17 protein-coding genes and 1 tRNA gene are annotated in these 18,740 nt (G+C 62.7%); 12 read left to right on the top strand and 6 right to left on the bottom strand.

The features are described 5' to 3' along the window. Positions 1-163 precede the first annotated feature (163 nt). A complete protein-coding gene (locus tag Q0L62_RS00360) occupies positions 164-1,156 on the top strand; it encodes an aspartate carbamoyltransferase catalytic subunit (RefSeq protein ID WP_296674794.1) in 993 nt (330 codons plus the stop codon). Beyond that, complete coding sequence (locus Q0L62_RS00355; RefSeq protein ID WP_296674791.1) at positions 1,153-2,388, top strand: dihydroorotase family protein; 1,236 nt, start codon at positions 1,153-1,155, stop codon at positions 2,386-2,388. Before Q0L62_RS00360 ends, Q0L62_RS00355 begins: the two co-directional genes overlap by 4 nt. Positions 2,389-2,466: 78 nt before the next feature. Here the strand turns inward: Q0L62_RS00355 and Q0L62_RS00350 are convergent, their stop codons facing one another. Genes Q0L62_RS00350 through Q0L62_RS00340 form a run of 3 tightly spaced genes read right to left on the bottom strand, consistent with a single transcriptional unit; the run spans position 2,467 to position 5,174 of the window. Beyond that, positions 2,467-3,957 (bottom strand): tetratricopeptide repeat protein, encoded by a 1,491-nt coding sequence (locus Q0L62_RS00350; protein WP_296674790.1) that lies wholly within the window; start codon positions 3,955-3,957, stop codon positions 2,467-2,469. A gap of 23 nt (positions 3,958-3,980) precedes the next feature. Beyond that, a complete protein-coding gene (locus Q0L62_RS00345; RefSeq protein WP_296674787.1) occupies positions 3,981-4,439 on the bottom strand; it encodes a hypothetical protein in 459 nt (152 codons plus the stop codon). A 15-nt stretch (positions 4,440-4,454) separates the two neighbouring features. Then, the gene (locus tag Q0L62_RS00340; protein WP_296674783.1) at positions 4,455-5,174 is read right to left on the bottom strand and encodes a ParA family protein; all 720 of its coding nucleotides are present in this window, start codon (positions 5,172-5,174) and stop codon (positions 4,455-4,457) included. A gap of 249 nt (positions 5,175-5,423) precedes the next feature. Here Q0L62_RS00340 and Q0L62_RS00335 point away from each other — a divergent pair, with 249 nt between their 5' ends. Both Q0L62_RS00335 and Q0L62_RS00330 read left to right on the top strand, forming a co-directional pair. Then, complete coding sequence (locus tag Q0L62_RS00335; protein ID WP_296674780.1) at positions 5,424-6,551, top strand: SPOR domain-containing protein; 1,128 nt, start codon at positions 5,424-5,426, stop codon at positions 6,549-6,551. Positions 6,552-6,674: 123 nt separating this feature from the next. After that, entirely contained in the window at positions 6,675-7,913 is a 1,239-nt protein-coding gene (locus Q0L62_RS00330; RefSeq protein WP_296674777.1) for a DUF418 domain-containing protein, read from the top strand. Between the two features lie 68 nt (positions 7,914-7,981). On the opposite strand, the gene der is transcribed toward Q0L62_RS00330, so the two are convergent. Continuing rightward, positions 7,982-9,373, bottom strand: coding sequence for a ribosome biogenesis GTPase Der (der, locus tag Q0L62_RS00325; RefSeq protein WP_296674775.1), 1,392 nt, complete (start codon positions 9,371-9,373; stop codon positions 7,982-7,984). Positions 9,374-9,441: 68 nt separating this feature from the next. On the opposite strand from der, the gene Q0L62_RS00320 reads away from it, so the two are divergent. Further along, positions 9,442-10,092 carry a CHAP domain-containing protein gene (locus Q0L62_RS00320; RefSeq protein ID WP_296674771.1) on the top strand — a complete coding sequence of 217 codons (651 nt, stop codon included), beginning with the start codon at positions 9,442-9,444 and terminating at the stop codon, positions 10,090-10,092. Here the strand turns inward: Q0L62_RS00320 and Q0L62_RS00315 are convergent, their stop codons facing one another. Then, entirely contained in the window at positions 10,093-10,383 is a 291-nt protein-coding gene (locus Q0L62_RS00315; protein ID WP_296674769.1) for a DUF3297 family protein, read from the bottom strand. A gap of 95 nt (positions 10,384-10,478) precedes the next feature. On the opposite strand from Q0L62_RS00315, the gene Q0L62_RS00310 reads away from it, so the two are divergent. The 5 genes from Q0L62_RS00310 (at position 10,479) to Q0L62_RS00290 (ending at position 14,529) form a co-directional block, all read left to right on the top strand. Then, positions 10,479-10,553, top strand: a tRNA-Val gene (locus tag Q0L62_RS00310). 52 nt (positions 10,554-10,605) lie between these two features. Further along, the gene (gene serS / locus Q0L62_RS00305; protein ID WP_296674766.1) at positions 10,606-11,883 is read left to right on the top strand and encodes a serine--tRNA ligase; all 1,278 of its coding nucleotides are present in this window, start codon (positions 10,606-10,608) and stop codon (positions 11,881-11,883) included. Next, positions 11,883-12,644, top strand: coding sequence for a 5'/3'-nucleotidase SurE (surE, locus tag Q0L62_RS00300; RefSeq protein WP_296674764.1), 762 nt, complete (start codon positions 11,883-11,885; stop codon positions 12,642-12,644). Before serS ends, surE begins: the two co-directional genes overlap by 1 nt. A gap of 8 nt (positions 12,645-12,652) precedes the next feature. Next, the gene (locus Q0L62_RS00295) at positions 12,653-13,507 is read left to right on the top strand and encodes a M23 family metallopeptidase (protein ID WP_296674761.1); all 855 of its coding nucleotides are present in this window, start codon (positions 12,653-12,655) and stop codon (positions 13,505-13,507) included. Continuing rightward, positions 13,504-14,529: a TrkA family potassium uptake protein gene (locus tag Q0L62_RS00290; protein WP_296674756.1), complete on the top strand. Its 1,026-nt coding sequence runs from the start codon at positions 13,504-13,506 to the stop codon at positions 14,527-14,529. Before Q0L62_RS00295 ends, Q0L62_RS00290 begins: the two co-directional genes overlap by 4 nt. A 27-nt stretch (positions 14,530-14,556) precedes the next feature. Here the strand turns inward: Q0L62_RS00290 and Q0L62_RS00285 are convergent, their stop codons facing one another. After that, positions 14,557-14,952, bottom strand: a complete 396-nt coding sequence (locus tag Q0L62_RS00285) for a DUF1761 domain-containing protein (protein WP_296674752.1) — start codon at positions 14,950-14,952, stop codon at positions 14,557-14,559. A 74-nt stretch (positions 14,953-15,026) separates the two neighbouring features. On the opposite strand from Q0L62_RS00285, the gene rimO reads away from it, so the two are divergent. Together rimO and Q0L62_RS00275 are read left to right on the top strand one after the other, a co-directional pair. Beyond that, positions 15,027-16,409 (top strand): 30S ribosomal protein S12 methylthiotransferase RimO, encoded by a 1,383-nt coding sequence (rimO, locus tag Q0L62_RS00280; protein ID WP_296674749.1) that lies wholly within the window; start codon positions 15,027-15,029, stop codon positions 16,407-16,409. A gap of 621 nt (positions 16,410-17,030) precedes the next feature. After that, positions 17,031-18,698, top strand: coding sequence for a DEAD/DEAH box helicase (locus Q0L62_RS00275; protein ID WP_296674745.1), 1,668 nt, complete (start codon positions 17,031-17,033; stop codon positions 18,696-18,698). Positions 18,699-18,740 lie beyond the last annotated feature (42 nt).

The following is an 18,740-nucleotide window of genomic DNA, read 5'->3' as shown; positions in this document are numbered from 1 at the left end:
TGCGGGCAAATTGCATGCAGATTCCTTGATCAGTGCCTACGGTCTGCAGCCTTAGCAGCGCGCCCTTCAAAGGCCAGTACCTGTCGACGGATGCGCTTTGTCCACCGCCCAACGGCGATGGTGCTTGAGCCGCCGGGATTCCATAGCTAGGACGCTGTCTTCAATGACATCTGCGAACCAAACGTCGTCGGGCCGCTATCCAGCGGGTTCCGCCGCCTTCCCGCACCGCGACCTGACCGGACTTGCGGGCCTGGCCCCGTGGGAAATACTGTTCTTGCTGGACGAGGCAGAGCAATGGGTCGACCTTAACCGTCAACCGCAGAAACGCAGCGACCGCCTGGCTGGGCTGACAATTATCAACGCTTTCTTCGAAAACTCGACCCGCACGCTGCTCAGCTTCGAAATAGCAGGCAAGCGGCTGGGGGCCGATGTGGTCAACATGCAAGTCGCGCAGTCTAGCGTCAAAAAGGGCGAAACGCTGATCGACACGGCGATGACCCTGAACGCGATGCATGCCGATGCCATGGTCATACGCCATCAATCGAGCGGCGCAGTGCAGCTGATTGCAGACAAAGTCGATTGCCCGGTTCTAAACGCCGGAGACGGACAACACGAACACCCAACACAGGGGCTGCTGGATGCCTTGACCATTCGAAAGGCAAAAGGCGATTTCGGCGCTCTGACCGTTACAATTTGCGGTGATATCCTGCACAGCCGGGTAGCCCGGTCCAACATCCACTGCCTGACGACGCTGGGCGCCGACGTGCGAGTATGTGCGCCGCCCGCACTCATGCCGGTTGATATCCACTTGATGAAGGTCACTCCCTTCAATCACTTTGATCAGGCCTTGGACGGAGCTGATGTGGTCATGATGTTGCGGCTTCAGCAAGAACGGATGAGCGGGCAGTTCATTCCGTCCCCCCAGGAGTACCGCCACCTGTACGGCTTGACTTTGGAAAGGCTGGCCAAAGCCAAGCCTGATGCCCTGGTAATGCACCCAGGCCCGATGAATCGAGGTATAGAAATTGACAGCAACGTCGCTGATCTGGCCGGACGATCGGCAATCACTACCCAGGTGGAAATGGGTGTAGCGATCCGCATGGCCTGTCTGGACGTCTTGACCCGGCGCAGCCGAAAGGTGGAGGGCTGGACATGAAGCCGTCTGCTGCGCTGACCATCACAGGCGGGCAGATCGTGCAACCAGGCAGGGCGCCGCAGCCGGGTGCCATCCGCTGCGAAGGAGGCCGCATTGTTGCCGAAGGCGAGGACGTTGCACCACAGGATGGCGACCAAGTGATCGACGCCAAGGGCGCGTTGATCGCCCCGGGACTGGTTGATCTGGGTGTGTTCGCGATCGACAAGGAGGCATTTCACTTTGGTGGTATCACCCGTGCCGCCCTGATGCCCGATCAAACAGTAATTTTGGACACCCCCTCGACAATTCGGTTTGCCGCGCAATCCGGCAAGCCTGACTTGTGGGTGCATCCGCTCGCAGCTGCGACCAAGGGGCTTGCCGGCAGCGATCTGGCCGAACTGGCATTGATGAGAGACGCCGGCGCACGCGCCGTGTCAACTGGCCGCGGCTGGATCGGGGACAGTGGGACAATGCACCGCTTGTTGTCTTATTGCGCCATGCTCGACCTGGTAGTGGTGACCCATGCAGAAGACGCAGGCCTAGCCGGCCACGCTGTGGCCACGGCAGGGGAAATGGCAACCCGTCTGGGCCTTTCCGCTGCACCAGCCGAAGCAGAAGCCGTTGCAGTTGCGCGCGATCTTCAGCTGGCCGAAATGACCGGCGCGCGCATGCACGTGCGCCAAGTTACAACCGCGCGTGGACTCGATCTAATTCGCAGGGCCAAAGCACGCGGCCTTCCCATAACTGCGGGCGTTACGCCGGCACACTTTATGCTTTCGACGACCGCGATCGGTGATTTTCGCACTTTTGCCCGCTTCGCACCTCCGCTGCGCTGCGAGCAAGACCGTGAAGCGGTACGTGTCGCGATCGGCGACGGAACGATTGACGTGATCGCATCGGGCCACGACCCGCGCGGGCCAGAAGACAAGCGCCTGCCCTTTGCCGATGCCGAACCTGGCATGGCCGGGGCCGAGACGCTCCTAGCTCTAACCCTGGCTCTGGTACGCGATGGCTTGATCGATCTGGCCCGTGCTTTTGAACTGTTAGCCGCCAATCCAGCACGGCTGCTGGGGGTTGACGCAGGGACGCTGCAAATTGGCCTCCAGGCTGACATCGCGCTGATCGATCCCGATCGCCCTTGGATCGTCGATTCGGACAAGATGGCAGCCAGCGCCGGCAACACGCCGTTTGACAAGCAAGGGGTGCAGGGCCGCTGCACCGCGCTGTTTAAAGGCGGCGTAAAGGTGGGATGAAACGAAGAACCCTCCCCCGTGGAGGCGGGAGAGGGTTCATAGGTGCGATCCGCTGTTTTTGTTTTTTATGCTAAAACTCTAGCGACGGGCAGTGGCCGGCCCGGCTGCGCCGCGGATCGGGGCAGCAGAAGCAACCCTGATCTGCTGTGCTGGTTTCTTGGCAACGGCCAGAACCGGTGCAGCAAGGTTTTTGCCGGCTGGCCCGAAACGGTTGGTGGCATAAGCAAAGCACACCCCGCCGCGGGTCTTGACAGCAGTGCACAGACCCGAAGCACCGCCTTTGTCAAAGCCTGCTGCAGCAACACGCCAGAACTGCTTACCGAAAACAGTGGCCTGGGTAATCTGCATCTTAAATCTACGCAGTTCCGGGTTTTTGGCGGCAAAAATACCCCAAGCCCGGCGGGCTCCCTGTGCGCTGGAGAAGCTGCCAAGCTGTACGGCATGGCTACCCTTAGCAATGTTCAAAGATGTCCGCGGCCGAAGTCCCGGACGGTGCAACGTTTTGACTGAAGCCGCCACGCGTGAAGGGCGAACAGCGAGCGTTGCTGCTTCGGCTACCACTGGTGCAGAAGCGACCTGAGTAACCGGCTCGGAGGTAAAGGCAGCTGCGAAAGCCTTCTGCGGCGTTGCAACTGCAGGCTCAACTGCCGCCTGCGTGGGTGCATCAACTGGCGCGTACTGCGCCAACGAAGCTGCATCCTGGGCCACACTGGGGGCAGCAGGCTGAGCCTGTGCCGGCACTGCACCTACCGCTGGAAGTTCGCCGTTGGCGGCCACAGTCGCGATTGCGCCGGTTTCGGAAGCTAGCTGTTCTTGCGCCGGGCTGCCGCCCAGCGCCAGCATGGTGGGTTGGCCCGGATCGTCCCGCAGCGGGGCATGAATCAACGCAGCGACACGCGCTTTGGCCGCCTCAGGCTGCGCGGTCGCGGCCCAATCGCTCAGGCGGCGGTCAAGCTGATCTGCTGGAACGTCCTGCGCAGCCATTAGCCGCGCTTCGCGCCAGCGTCCGTCCAAAGCATAGGCATACGCCAGGTTCTGACGAAGCTTTGCCGAAGCATCTCCAGCGCGCAACTGATCAGCTAAGATCGCAACACCGCGGCCAGGCTCTCCAGCCAGTGCCATCGCCAAGCCCAGGTCAGTACCAGGGATGGCATCGCGCCAATCATCTAGGATCGCCACCGCATCACGGTTCCGTCCGGCGGCCACGCTGGCTAGAGCGAGCGCAAGCGCGGTCCGGGCGCTGTTGTCGCCAAGCTTCATAGCATCGTTGTATGTGGTCGCAGCCGAATTGAACCGACCTGCTTTGAAATAGGCCTGACCCAGCACCGAGCGATACGACGGTTCGCGCGGATTTGCAGCGACGGCAGCTTCCGCCAGCTCGATAGCCTTTTCCGCTTTGCCCTTTGCGAGCAGCCTGGTCGCTTCCGCCATGGTTTCGTCAGGGGATGATTTGGCAACGGCAGTTGTGCTCATCGTCCCGCTGGCAAGCAAAGCCGCGGCGGCAACGCCGGCGATCCCAAGCGGAAGGCCAAGTATCTTGGCTTTACGGCTGATGCGGTTGATGGTCATGGGTGTTCCCCCCTTTTGCAGTCTCAGGAATTGTGCGGTTTTGCAGCTATTTGTGCAGCAAGCGCCGACACATCGGGTAATTCATCGAAGAAGCGGTCAATGGCGTCGGTCACCAACTGCTGCGCACTGCGCCCCTTGAGCGTGCAGGCCAGGCGCAGTTTAAGGTGGCGTTCGGCATCGACCCGCAAGGTGAAAGCGGCTCGGCGGCCATCGGCCAAGGCCGAGTTGCGAGCGGCGGCGATCCGCCGGGCGACGCTGCGCTGGCGCGAACTGCCTTCAGGGGCGATGCTGACAACCTCGGCGCCTTCGGCGTAGGGTTCGCCCACGTCATCGCCCATGTCGTTCCAGCCCAGATCTTCGACCTGGCGGGCAAGCGCATCGTGCTGCAAGATACCCAGCTGGGGACGCATGGCCGGCTTGGCGCCGCCTTTGCGGGCAAGCAGGGTGGGGCTGAGCGAAGCGAAGGGCTTTGTGTCTGACATTCCGCTATGCTGCCGTTACGAACCGGCAACGCGGCGGCCAAAGCCTCCGGTTGGGCGGTGTACGCCCTGAATCGAAGTGACGCTGGTTGGCGCTGCAAATACGGTGCGGCGGAAATTCTTTTCGAGCCGATCGGAAATGTAGTTCCAAAGTGCCGTTACTTCGGCGGCAGAACGACCATTAGGATCGACTTCCATGACCGTGCGGCCATCGATCATCGACGCGGCAAAGTCAGTGCGGTGGTGAAGCGTGATTGGTGCGACCGTGCCATGTTGCGACAGCGCCACGGCTGCTTCAGACGTGATTTTGGCTTTCGGCGTCGCCGCATTGACAACAAAAATGAGAGGCTTGCCTGCGCGCTCGCACAAATCGACCGTTGCACCCACAGCGCGCAAGTCGTGCGGGCTTGGACGGGTCGGCACGACAATCAGTTCCGCTACCGAAATCACCGACTGGATCGCCATGGTGATCGCTGGCGGAGTATCGATGACGGCAAGTTTAAAGCCCTGCTGACGCAAAACCGCAAGGTCAGCCGCCAGACGCGCCACAGTGGTCTGTGCGAATGCGGGAAACTCGTCCTCACGCTCATTCCACCAATCGGCGAGCGATCCTTGCGGGTCGATGTCAATCAAGACTACCGGGCCAGCGCCTGCGCGCTGGGCCTGCACAGCGAGGTGCCCCGACAAGGTCGTCTTGCCTGAACCCCCCTTCTGTGATGCCAATGCCAAAACGCGCAAAGCCAAATCCCCCTAAAAAAGCAGCAAACCCAATTGGACTTGCACAGGGGGATCGCAGAACGTTCCTAATTTTGAGTTAATGGCGCGGTGTCGGAAATGACCCTATTTGGCCGCAACTGCGCAGATTCCTTTTGCTAACACGGCGTTCACTATGCAACTTTACCCAGTAGGGGCGCGGCTTGAAGCTGGGAAGGTGCAAGCGCGCGGCAGGGATCGATTAACATCCGTGCGCAAGTGCAGGATTTTTTGATGAAGCGAAGTTCTGGTGTTGCATTGAGCGGTTTTGCTGCCGCACTGATTCTTTCAGTCCCTGTCAGGGCTGATACCAAAGCCGGGGTCGATGCATGGAGTCGCGGCGATTTTTCGGCCGCTTTGCGCGAATGGCACATAGAAGCGGAGCGCGGAGACGCTGACGCACTATACAATCTGGGCCAAGCCTATCGACTGGGCAAAGGCGTACCGGCAGACCTGCGCCAAGCCGAATCCTACTATGGCCGCGCGGCATCGCTGGGACATCTGCAAGCTGCCGACAATTACGGGTTGCTGATCTTCCAACGCGGCGAACAGGCCCGAGCCATGCCCTATGTCATCGCCGCAGCGGCACGCGGTGAACCGCGCGCGCAATATTTGCTGGGCGTGGCACATTTCAACGGGACGCTGATCGCCAAGGACTGGCCGCGCGCCTATGCGCTGGTCAGCCTGGCCCAGCAACAAGGCATCGGACCTGCTACTTCGGCGCTGAAGCAGATGGATACTTTCATACCGCTTGAGCAACGCCAGCAGGCAGTTCAACTGGCAGTTGATATCGATGCGCAGGCCCAGGCGACCCGCGCCCGGCAGCTGGCGGCCGCCGATTTAGGTGCGTCTGTGCCGGTTGGCGTTATTGCACAGCCGACGCCGCGTCCCGTTACCATCGCCAGTGCCGACGACGCGGTAACCACAGCGCGGCGCATAGCAGGTACAGAAAGTCCGGCCACCGCCGGCGCCGACTATGCGCGCCCTGCCGTGAAATCTGCGTCGGTTGCTACTGTCCAGCCCGCATTGTCTCGGCCTTCTGAACAGCCAGCAGTCAAACCGGTATTGGCAAAGCCAGCCGTTTCAAGCGTCGGCGCTCCAGGTCCCACGATGCCTGCAGGACCTTCACAAGCCGGTGGTTGGCGCGTCCAGCTAGGCGCCTTCGGCATAAGTGCGAATGCCGACGCATTGTGGAACAGGATCAAAGGACGACCCGAACTGGCAGGGCATCCTCGCATCAATGTACGATCTGGCGCTGTTTTAAAGCTGCAGGCTGGCGGTTTTGCCAATCAGGCCGCAGCCAAGACGGCGTGCGCCTCGCTTGCATTGGCTGGAACAAGCTGTCTCCCCACTAGCAAGTGATCAAGCTTCCGCTGGTGACGCTTGCTTTAAGCGCCAGCTGTCATACATAGGTAAGACAGCCCGCCATGATCGGGCCCCGGGGGGAATGAGATGTCAGAGAAGTCGGTAGACGGTTGTGATGACATGCCAGTAACTCAGGCCGAGCGCCTGGTTTCACTTGACTTCATCCGCGGTATCGCTGTGCTTGGCATTGTCTTTGCCAATATCGCCGCATTTGGTCAGACAATGATGGCCTATATATGGCCCCCTGCCCTGGCAGAAGGCCCGACATCGATCGACAAGCTGTTCTGGCTGATCCAGTACATCCTGGTCGACGGCAAGATGCGCGGCCTGTTTACGCTCCTGTTTGGCGCAGGGATGATGCTGTTCATGGAGCGCGCCTGGGCGCGAGGGGCCACGCGCTGGCTGCAAGCGCGGCGATTGGGATGGCTACTGTTGTTCGGCCTGCTGCATCTGCTGCTGCTGTGGCACGGGGATATTCTGCACGGCTATGCAATCAGCGGTATCATCCTTCTGGCCGCGATGAAATGGCAGCCGCGTACGAAACTGATCACAGGACTGGTTCTGTACATGCTGGGCAGTCTGGCTTTTGGTGCGCAGATGGGCGGCAGCTATGCCGCTTCGGTCAATCCTGAGATCGCTGCCAAGCTCAAGCCAGAACAGCGCAAGGAAATCCTTGGGGCCGGAGAGCGAACCTTGGCAAAGAACGCTGAAACCATCGCCCTTTATCGCGACGGAAGCTTCTTTGATGTCGCAAGGCATATGACGGTCGACAAGGCCGGGCAGACGTTAGGGCAAAGCCTGTTCTTCTCATTCATGGAGACTGTTCCGCTGGCGTTGATGGGAATGGCCCTGTTCGAGATGGGGCTGTTCAGCGGCGGCATGAATGCTGGTGCGATGCGCAAGTGGGGCTGGGCCGGACTGATCGCGGGCAGCGCGGCGACGCTGGCACTTGGCCTGTGGGCGTATCGCGCGGACTTCCCGTTCATGCTGACCCTGCTGGTTTTCGTCGGCGCATCGCCGCTGCCCCGGCTGGCCGTTATCCTGGGCCTGGCGGCTCTGCTTGCGCAGTGGGCACCGCGCGCCGTCGGGGGAGCGCTGGGCGCTCGCCTGGTAGCCGCAGGGCGAATGGCGTTCTCCAACTATCTGGGAACATCGCTTCTCCTTGTTCCAATATTCAACGGCTGGGGGCTGGGACTGTTTGGCCAGTTCGGGAGGGTCGAGCTGTTCGGCTTTGTTCTGGCAGTTTGGGCTCTGATGCTGCTTTGGTCCAAGCCCTGGCTGGAACACTTCCGCTATGGCCCGTTAGAATGGCTTTGGCGCTGCTTGACTTATTGGAGGATATTTCCCCTTCGGCGCTGAAAAGTCCGGTCAACTAACGTCAAAGCAACCCCAACGTGGTGTTGCGTTTCTGTTTTGTGCGCGCAACGCTAGCTGCGGTAAGGGTTTTTGGCGCTGCGCAGAGTCAATCGCACCGGCACAGCGTCAAAGCCAAGGTCGCGGCGAATGCCGTTCACCAGATATCGCTGGTAGCTCATCGGCAGATCATCCAGGCGCGTGCCGAACAGGACAAAGCCTGGCGGACGAATTTTGGCTTGAGTGATATAGCGCAGCTTTATCCGCTTACCACCGGGGGCGGGTGGAGGGTTCTTGCCCAGCGCCTCGTCGAACCAGCGGTTGAGCAGCCCGGTCGGCACGCGCTTTGACCACGCAGCGCGCACGTCAAACGCGGCCTTTAACAGCGTATCGAGACCCTTGCCGGTCCGCGCCGAAACCGCCAGCACTGGTAGGCCCTTGACCTGGGCCAAGCCCTCGTCAAGCGCCGCACGAACCCCGTTGAACAGGCCTGAAGCGTCTTCAGCCACGTCCCACTTGTTGATCGCCACAATCAGCGCGCGGCCTTCTTCCAGCACAAGGCTCGCAATTTTGAGGTCCTGATGCTCCAGCCCGCGCGTCGCGTCGAGCAGCAGGACCACCACTTCTGCAAAATCGACCGCGTGGCGCGCATCGGCCACCGCCATCTTTTCCAGTTTGTCGACCACCAGCGCCTTCTTGCGCATCCCGGCCGTATCGATCAACCGGACGGGCCGCGCCTGACCGCTGTCGGGATCTGTCCACTCCCAATCGACCGCGATCGAATCGCGGGTGATCCCGGCTTCGGGCCCCGTCAGCAACCGGTCTTCCTGCAGGAATGCGTTAATCAAGGTCGACTTGCCGGCGTTTGGCCGGCCGACGATGGCAAGCTTGAGCGGCGCGTTGTTGAGCGCTTCCTCGTCCTCCTCTTCGTCGTCGGCTAGCACTTCCTCGTCGCGCTCACGCTGACCTTCATCAAGGTGGGGAAGCAACGCATCGAACAGGTCGGCCAATCCCTCGCCATGTTCGGCTGACAACGCAACCGGATCACCCAGGCCCAGCGAAAACGCCTCGAACAGGCCGCTATCACCCGCCTTGCCCTCAGCCTTGTTGGCGACGACGATAATCGGCACCGTACTTTCCCGAAGATAACGACCGATTTCCTCATCCAGCGGCGTCAGGCCGGCACGGGCATCGATCACGAACAGGGCAACGTCTGCCCCTTCCAGTGCAGCTTCAGTCTGCTTGCGCATCCGGCCCGGCAGGGTGGCGGCGTCCTCGTCTTCCCAACCGGCGGTATCGACGATTGTGAAGTCAAGGCCGAGCAGGTGTGCGTCACCAAAGCGGCGATCGCGCGTTACGCCGGGCTGATCATCGACCAGTGCCAGCTTCTTGCCAACCAGCCGGTTCCACAACGTGGATTTGCCCACATTGGGTCGACCAATAATGATTACCTGCGGAAGCGCCATGCCAGCCCCCTGAAGGCCCGCGCCCCATTTGGCAAGCGCTTCGGCGCAATGCTAAGGCTGCGTTAACCATGGCTCGCAGGCCGGTGCTAACCCTGGTTGCGGCAAGAACCGGCACCATGAAGCGCAGCGCCCTTACCCTCGCCGGAATACTACTGACCGTTGCAGCGGCGCCGCTGCTGGCCGATCCGGTGATTGACGACAGCCGTCTGGTGTCAGGCGGAGGAAGCTCGGCTCTTCCGCCCTATCTCCAATGCGTGCCATATGCCCGCCAGGTTTCAGGTATTACGATCTACGGTGATGCCCACACCTGGTGGCACCAGGCCGAGGGGCGTTATGCGCGCGGCACCCGGCCGCGGGTCGGCGCGGTGATGACCTTCAAACCGCACGGCAATTCAACCCTTGGCCATGTCGCCGCGGTCAGCCGCATAGTGGATGCGCGCACCGTCCTGATCCGTCACGCCAACTGGAGCCCGATCAACGGCCGCCGCGGTCAGATCGAAAACGATGTAAAAGTGATCGACGTCTCGCCCGGCGGCGATTGGTCGGAAGTGCGGGTTTGGTATGCCCCGATCGGGACCCTTGGCGGCGCGCACTGGCCGGTCCAGGGTTTCATCTATCCCACTCGCGCTAAAGCTGAAGAACGTGGAAAGGACGGCCGCTCGACGCTTGCTGCCAACGACCCGATCAGCGGGATGATCAAACGCCGGATGGGTTGGTAATCAGGCCTTCGCGACGGGCGGTTCGTCGCCCAAATCCTCGTACCACGCCTCGACCGGTCCGTTCAGCTTGATGGTCAGCGGCTGACCCGTGCGGTCCATGGTCTTGCCGGCCTGAACCCTTACCCACCCTTCTGAGATGCAGTATTCCTCGACATTGGTGCGCACCGTGCCTTTGAAGCGGATACCGACGCCGCGCTGCAGCTTGTCGGCGTCAAAGTGTTCGCTGCGCGGGTGGATCGCCAAGCGATCGGGCGGCAGGTCGGGTCCGGTGGCTGTAGTTTCTTCGCTCATCGCAAAGGCCCCTATCGCGCCCTGCCAGCTTGTCAACGTGCCGACTTGTCAATTCGCCACCTCTTCTCTAATGGCGCGCGTTCCACGCCGGAAGTGGGCGCGTAGCTCAGTGGTAGAGCACACCCTTCACACGGGTGGGGTCGCAGGTTCAATCCCTGCCGCGCCCACCACTTCCGGCTTTTCTTGAAAGCATGGACGCTAGCGGGCATAGGCCTGCGCACCATGCACGACATCAAGTTCATCCGCGAAAATCCCGAGGCCTTTGACGCAGGGCTAGCCCGGCGGGGCGCAGGTCCGATGGCCGGGACAATCCTTGCCCTCGACACTGCGCGCCGGGCAGTGGCGACAGCAATGCAGGACGCGCAAAGCCGGCGCAACGATGCCTCAAAGGCGATTGGCGCGGCCATGGGGCGCGGCGACAAGGGTGAGGCTGAACGCCTGAAGGCGGACGTCGCCAAGCTGAAAGACCGCCTGCCGCAGATCGAGCAGGAAGACCGCGAGCTGACCGCTGAATTGGCCGATGCCCTTGCCCGTTATCCAAACCTTCCTGCGCAGGATGTGCCGGAAGGTGCCGACGAAGCCGGTAATATAGAAGTGAACCGCTGGGGAAACCTGCGCGACTTTGCGTTTACGCCGCTTGAGCATGCCGATATCGGTCCTGCGCTCGGCCTGGATTTTGAAACCGGCGCGGCGATTTCGGGTGCGCGATTTACGTTCCTGCGCGGACAGATGGCACGGCTGCAGCGGGCACTGGGCCAGTTCATGATTGATCACCAGACGCGCACCAATGGCTATGAGGAATGCGCCACCCCGCTGCTGGTACGCGGGGAATCGCTATTCGGCACCGGACAGCTGCCCAAGTTTGCCGAAGATAATTTCCAGACCACAGACGGCCGCTGGCTGATCCCTACGGCAGAGGTTTCACTTACCAATTCGGTGCGCGATCAGATCTTGTCGGAGGCCCGGCTGCCGATCCGCATGACGGCGTTGACCCCGTGTTTCCGCAGCGAAGCAGGCGCGGCGGGCAAGGATACGCGCGGCTATATCCGCCAGCACCAGTTCGAGAAGGTCGAGCTGGTCAGCATCACCCGGCCCGAAGACAGCGAGGCCGAGCACGAGAGGATGACCGGGGCGGCGGAATCAATCCTGCAAGCGCTTGATCTGCCGTACCGCAAGATGCTGCTGTGTGCCGGAGACATGGGCTTTACCGCGCGCAAGACCTACGACCTTGAGGTGTGGTTACCTGGCCAAGGCGCATACCGTGAGATTTCGTCCTGCTCCAACTGCGGCGATTTCCAGGCGCGGCGGATGAACGCGCGGTACCGCCCCGAAGGGCAGAAGGGGACCGAGTTCGTCCACACACTCAACGGATCGGGGCTGGCCGTGGGCCGGACTTTGGTGGCGGTGCTCGAAAATTACCAACAGGAAGATGGGTCTGTCACGGTGCCGGACGTCCTGTTGCCCTACATGGGCGGTATCGTCCGGCTGGCGCCCGCCTGATGCGCATCCTGCTGACCAACGACGATGGCATTCACGCCCCCGGTCTGGACGTGCTGGAGCGCATCGCGCGGACGTTTTCGGACGATATCTGGATTGTCGCCCCGGCAGAAGAACAGTCTGGCGCTGGACATTCGCTCACGCTCAGCCGCCCGGTGCGGTTGCGCCAGTTCGATGAGCGGCGCTTTGCCGTATCGGGCACGCCGACCGATGCGGTGATGATGGCGCTGCGCGAGGTTATGCCCGCCGCCCCCGATCTGATCCTGTCAGGTGTCAACCGCGGGGCGAACCTGGGCGACGATGTCACCTATTCGGGCACTGTCAGTGCCGCGGTCGAAGGTGCGCTCGCGGGCATCCGCTCAATCGCGCTAAGCCAGGTTTATGAAAAGGAAGGTATGGGAGATAACGTGCCTTTCGCTGCTGCGGAAGAATGGGGCGCCCGGGTGATCCAGCCGCTGCTGGGCCTGCCCTTTGCCCCCCGAACCTTGGTCAACGTCAACTTCCCCGCCCGTGCCCCGGCGGACGTTCAGGGGATTCGCGTTGTGCGTCAGGGATTTCACGACTACGCTCGCGGTTCGGTGGTTGAAGGGACCGATCCGCGCGGTTACCGTTATTTCTGGTTCGGGCTGCATGGGATCGAGCATACCCCGGGCCACCAGACCGACCTTGAGGCGATACAGGATGGCTTTGTGTCCATAACCCCGCTGCAACTGGACCTGACCCACGATGCCTCGCTGGCGCAACTGGCGCAGCGTTTCTCCTGATGGGCCGGGTGGCCATCTGGCTCGTGGCTGGCATTTTGCTGATGGCGGCTGCCGATCCCGATCCCACGACCGAAACCAGCCACACTGTCACATCGGGTGAGACGCTGGGCGGCATTGCCAACCGCGCTGAGGTGCCGCGCGTACTGATAATCGAAGCGAATGGCCTTAAAGCTCCCTATGCCCTGCGCACTGGGCAGAAACTGGTAATCCCGCGCCGCCGCATCCACACGGTCAAGGACGGGGAAACCGGCTTTGGGATTGCGATGGATTATGGCGTGCCATGGAGCGCGATTGCCACGGCGAGCGGGATCGATCCCAAAGGTCCGGTCAAGACCGGACAAAAACTGACTGTGCCGACCATGGCCAAGGCCATTGCTGTGGCAGGGCCGACAGAGCCTGCATCCGATGCCCCGCCCCCGACAGCATCGTCCGCAGCGAGCGAGCCCGCCGTGCTCAAGAACGGTCCAGCCCCCGCTTTCCGTTGGCCGATCGAAGGCAAGGTCCGCCGGGGCTTCATCGCCAAAGTGGGCGACAAGGCCTGGCATGACGGGATCGACATTCTGGCGGACAAGGGCATAGCCATTCGCGCCGCTGCTGCCGGTAAGGTTATCTTTGCCGGCGATGGCCCCAAGGAATACGGCAAGACCGTCATCCTGTTCCACAGCGGCCGCTGGACCACGACCTATTCCTATCTCGACCAGATCACCGTGAAGGACGGCGAAGACGTGCGGGCGGGTGAGCGGATCGGCCTTAATGGGCAGACCGGACTGGCCAGCCAGCCCCAGCTTCATTTCGAGGTTCGCAACGACCGGGTCCCGCTGGATCCGGCAAAGTATCTGCCCAGGTCCCCGACGAGGAAATGAGCAGGCAACCGCGATCGGCCCGTTTTCGTGCTTTGCGGCGGCGTATCCCGGTCCCGGTCTGGGCCGATGTTACACTCAGGCTTTCCGCTGCACTGGCGCTGGTCGCATTCGTGGTGCTGATCCACTGGCTTGACCGCGACGGGCTGCGCGATACGGTCGATGGTCATACCAGTTTCCTGGACGTCGTCTATTTCACCATGATATCGATCACGACGACCGGCTTTGGCGATATCGCCCCGGTCAGCGACCGGGCGCGGATGATCGAAGCGGTGATCGTCACGCCGATCCGGGTCGCCGTGCTCTTCATCTTTGTCGGGACGGCCTATAATTTCCTTTTCAAACGCAGTTGGGAGGCATGGCGCATGAAGCGCATCCAGCAAACGCTGACCGGGCACCTGGTCGTCCTGGGCTTTGGCATCAGCGGATCGCAAGCGGTGCGCGAACTGATCGAGCGGGGGACCGAACCAGGCCGGATCGTGGTGATGGACCCCGACCCGGAACGGCTTGACGAGGCCGAGGAGCTGGGCTGCAACGTCCTTGAAGGGGATGCCAGCCGCGATGAAAACCTGCGCGCGGTTCATGTCGATACCGCTCAAAGCGTGCTGGTTTCCGCCGGGCGTGACGATAGTTCTATCCTTATCGTGCTGACTGTACGGCACCTGGCGCCCAGGGTGCCGATCAGCGTCGTCGTCCGCGCCGAGGACAATGAGGTTCTGGCCCAGCAAGCCGGCGCCGACACCGTCATCAACCCGGTCAAGTTCACCGGCCTGCTGCTGGCGGGGTCCGCCCAGGGCACCCAGACAAGCGATTACCTGGTCGATCTCGCTTCGGCCAAAGGGCGGGTGCAGCTGGTCGAGCGGCCGGCCTTGCCCCAGGAAGTGGGCCGCTCGCTCGACGACCTGCCCGATCGCGCCCGCGGGCTGCGACTGATCCGGGCCGGGCAGCAATTCGGCTATTGGGAACCGGAGGCCGGGCAGATCGAGCCCGGCGACCAGATCATTGCGATCATGCCCACAGCCTGACCGCCCCCTTCCCTTCCGGGGAAAGGATTATCCCAGCAGCACGAACACCGCCCCCACCACCGCCATGCCAACCACAAAGTGGCCCGCATCGATCAGGAACAGACCAACCGACTTGCGCTGGTGGACATAGTTGATCCCGATCGCAGGGGCCATCACGGTCAGCGCCAGGCCCAGCGCCATCATCATCACCACATGCGGCTGGGGTTGGGTGCGGGCGAGCAGGTGACCCAGCGTCGACACCACCAGAAACTCGCACAACAGGGTCAGCCCCATCACCCGGACCACGGCAGAGCCGCGCGGCGCTTCGCCCACGCCAACCTCGCGCTGCCACGGCACAGCAAACAGCGCGCCATACCATACTGCCCCCACCAGGAAGAACAGCACGGTGCCGATCCCCACCGCCAACCAGTTTACCGGACCCATTGCGACTCTCCTGCTTTTATCGTTGCACCAACGCGGTAGCACTTTGTGCAGCGCGGGTGTAAGGGCCGCCCCCGATGAGCCTGCAAACTCCCACATCTATCCCCGATCAGAAGCGCATCGGCATGGTCTCGCTTGGTTGCCCCAAGGCACTGGTCGACAGCGAACGCATCCTTACCCGGCTGCGCGCCGATGGATACGCCATGTCGCCCGATTACCAGGGGGCCGATGTGGTGCTGGTCAACACCTGCGGGTTCCTTGACAGCGCCAAAGAGGAAAGTCTTGCCGCCATCGGCGAGGCGATTGCCGAGAACGGCCGGGTGATTGTCACCGGCTGCATGGGCAATGAGGCCGAGCTGATCCGGACCAAGTTCCCCGCCGTTCTGGCCGTTACCGGCGCGCACCAGTACGAAGCCGTGGTCGAAGCGGTGCACGAGGCTGCGCCCCCCACCCAGGGCCCGTACATCGATCTGATCCCGCAACCAGACATCAAGCTGACCCCGCGCCATTACAGTTATCTCAAGATCAGCGAGGGGTGTAACCACGCCTGCGCTTTTTGCATCATCCCCAGCCTGCGCGGCAAACTGGCCAGCCGCCGCATCGACGCCGTGCTGCGCGAAGCGGAAAAGCTGGTCGCCGCCGGCACCCGCGAGCTTCTCGTCATCAGCCAGGATACCAGCGCCTACGGTGTCGATGTGCGGCACGAGGAACGGCTGTGGAAAGGCAATGCCGTCCGCACCCACATGACCGACCTGGCCCGCGAACTGGGCGGCCTGCGCACGCCGGAAGGCGTGCCGCCGTGGGTCCGCCTGCACTATGTCTACCCCTACCCCCACGTCGATGCGGTGATCCCGCTGATGGCCCAGGGGCTGATCACCCCCTACCTTGACATTCCCTTCCAGCATGCCGCGCCTGGCGTCCTCAAAGCAATGAAGCGCCCCGCGAATGAGGCCAAGGTGCTGGAACGGATCAAGGCCTGGCGCGCCATCTGCCCCGATCTGACAATCCGCTCCAGCTTCGTGGTCGGCTTCCCTGGTGAAACCGAGGCCGATTTTCAGTATCTGCTCGACTGGCTCGATGAAGCCCAGCTTGACCGTGTTGGCGCATTCCGGTTCGAACCGGTCGAAGGCGCCGCCGCCAACCGCTTGCCCGATCCTGTGCCCGAAGCGGTCAAGGAAGAACGCTACGCCCGGATCATGGCCAAAACCGAAGCGATCAGCGCTGCCAAGCTGGCCGGCAAGGTCGGCCGCCTGCTGCCGGTGATCATCGACGAGGTTGGCGAGCCCGACGAAGACGGCGACGTGGGCGCCACCGCGCGCAGCCAGGCCGATGCCCCCGAAATTGACGGCGCCGTATACCTGCGCGATGTGCCGGCAACGCTCCAGCCCGGCCAGATCGTCCACGCCCGGATCGAAGATGCCGATGCCCACGACCTGTTCGGCGTCATCGAACCAGCCTGACACGCGCTTTCCCCAGGGGTGCGCGGACGCCTAAGTTCACACGGCCCGGCGCGGAAGTTCACACCAAGATCACAGGGTTCATGCAAGGAAATCCGCCGACCTATGGCGGAGAATGGACTTTTGCGTCCAGCACGCGTTCCAAGCTAGGTCTGCGCGCCGAAATGCGCTGCACTGCCAAAGCCAGCCGGACGCGGCATGACCAGGGATGCCGGCATGAATAGCGCAGGTGTCGCACCGATTTCGCGCGCTGGGATTGGACAGAAGAAGCTGCAAGTCATGGCCCGCGAAAGTTAGCAGGCGCAGCGGGTGTAGGAAAATCGGCGATCAGGATCAAACCCGCGCAGTCGGGCAAACGCGTGGCCCACGCAATTTCCTTGCGTTATTCCGCAACGCAGCATATAGGCGCGGCAACACGACCGGTCCGGCGGGTATCCCCCGCATGGCAGTTCGGCGCAGCGTGAGGCCCCTTTTCCAAGGATGGCCGCCCCGAATGCCCGGTCGATCTGAACCTGAAGCCACCTTCTTCACGCAGGGTCGCATCGAAACGCAACGGGCCATTCGGCCTTGCTTCGTGTCGAGCGGATGTCCCGTGCGCGCGCTGCTTCAATTTGAAAGATTTTCATGACCTATTTTTCCGACCTTGGCCTGGCCGAGCCACTGATCCGTGCGCTTGATGCCAAGGGCTATGCCGATCCCACCCCGATTCAGCGCCAGGCGATCCCCGCCCTGCTGGAAGGCCGCGACCTGCTGGGCATTGCCCAGACCGGCACCGGCAAGACCGCCGCGTTCTCGCTTCCTTCGCTCCACCGCCTGGCTGCCAATCCCAAGGGGCGCACCAGCGCTTCGTGCCGGATGCTGGTGCTAAGCCCCACGCGCGAACTGGCCGCCCAGATTGCCGAGAACATGCGCGGCTATGCAAAGTTTCTCAACCTGTCGGTCCAGTGCGTGTTCGGCGGCATCCCCGTGGGCAAGCAGGCCCGCGCCCTGGTGCCGGGCTGCGATGTGCTGGTGGCTACGCCGGGCCGCCTGCTCGACCTGATCGACCAGCGCGCGCTGACCCTTCGCAATGTCGAAATCTTCGTGCTGGACGAAGCGGACCAGATGATGGACCTGGGCTTTATCGTGCCGTTGAAGCGCGTTTCGGCGATGCTGCCCAAGGACCGGCAGAGCCTGTTCTTTTCAGCCACCATGCCGCGCGCAATCGCCGATCTGGGCCGCCAGTTCATATCCAACCCGGTCCGCGTCGAAGTGACCCCCCAGGCGACCACTGCCGAACGGGTGGAACAGTACGCGGTATTCATCAATCAGGCCGAAAAGCAGGCGCTGCTGACCCTGTCACTGCGCAAGGGCCTGACCGCCAAGGACGATGGCAGCACCGAGATTGAACGCGCGCTGGTGTTCACCCGGACCAAGCACGGTGCCGACCGTGTGGTGCGCCACCTGTCGACCGCCGGGGTCAACGCCGCCGCGATCCACGGCAACAAAAGCCAGGCCCAGCGCACCGCCGCGCTGGCCGCTTTCCGCAAAGGCAGCACGCCGGTGCTGGTCGCGACCGACATCGCCGCACGCGGGATCGACGTTTCGGGGGTCAGCCATGTGTTCAACTATGAGCTGCCCAACGTGGCCGAACAGTACGTTCACCGCATTGGCCGCACTGCGCGCGCCGGGGCGGACGGTGCCGCGCTGAGCTTTGTGGCGCCGGACGAAAAGCCGTATCTGCGCGACATCGAAAAGCTGACGGGCGTAAAGCTGGCCACCATTCCGCTGCCCGACAACTTCCAGAAGGATGCCGCTAGCCTGCCTGCCCCCAGCCGCAAGCCGGCCGAGGCCGAACAGGACGCCCGCCGCGAAGCGCGCGATGCCAAGGGCCGCGGGGGCCGCGGTGCGCGGCCCAACAACAACCGTTCGAACGGCGGCCAGGGCCGCGACGGGCAAAGCCGCGACCAGTATATCCGCAACGAGCGCATGGGCGATGCCCGCCGCGCGTCGGCCCCGCGTGGTCCGGTGTTCAACCCGCTTTCCGGCGAAGAACGCGACGCGCGCAGTGCCCAGGGCGAACCGCGCCGTGATACCCGCCGCGATACCCCGCACGGCCAGCGCCGCGATGACCGTCCGCGCAGTGCCCCGCAGGGTGAGCGCGGCGACCGTCCGGTCAAGATCCACCGCGATGCCGTGCGCCCCGCCACCGGCGGCCAGCCGCGCGGGGATGGCCAGCCGCGCCGCGGCAATGGCGGCGGTAGCGGGAATGGCAAGAAGCCCAACGGCGGCGGCCAGCGCCGCTGGGGTTAAGCGCTTGATCGGCACCGCGCGGGGGTAGTCCCGGCGCGGTGC

It is taken from the genome of Novosphingobium sp. (assembly GCF_024642085.1).
In the GTDB taxonomy this organism is placed as follows: domain Bacteria; phylum Pseudomonadota; class Alphaproteobacteria; order Sphingomonadales; family Sphingomonadaceae; genus Novosphingobium.
The sequence above is the reverse complement of the archived record's forward strand: the minus strand, read 5'-3'. Positions and strand labels throughout refer to the sequence as shown.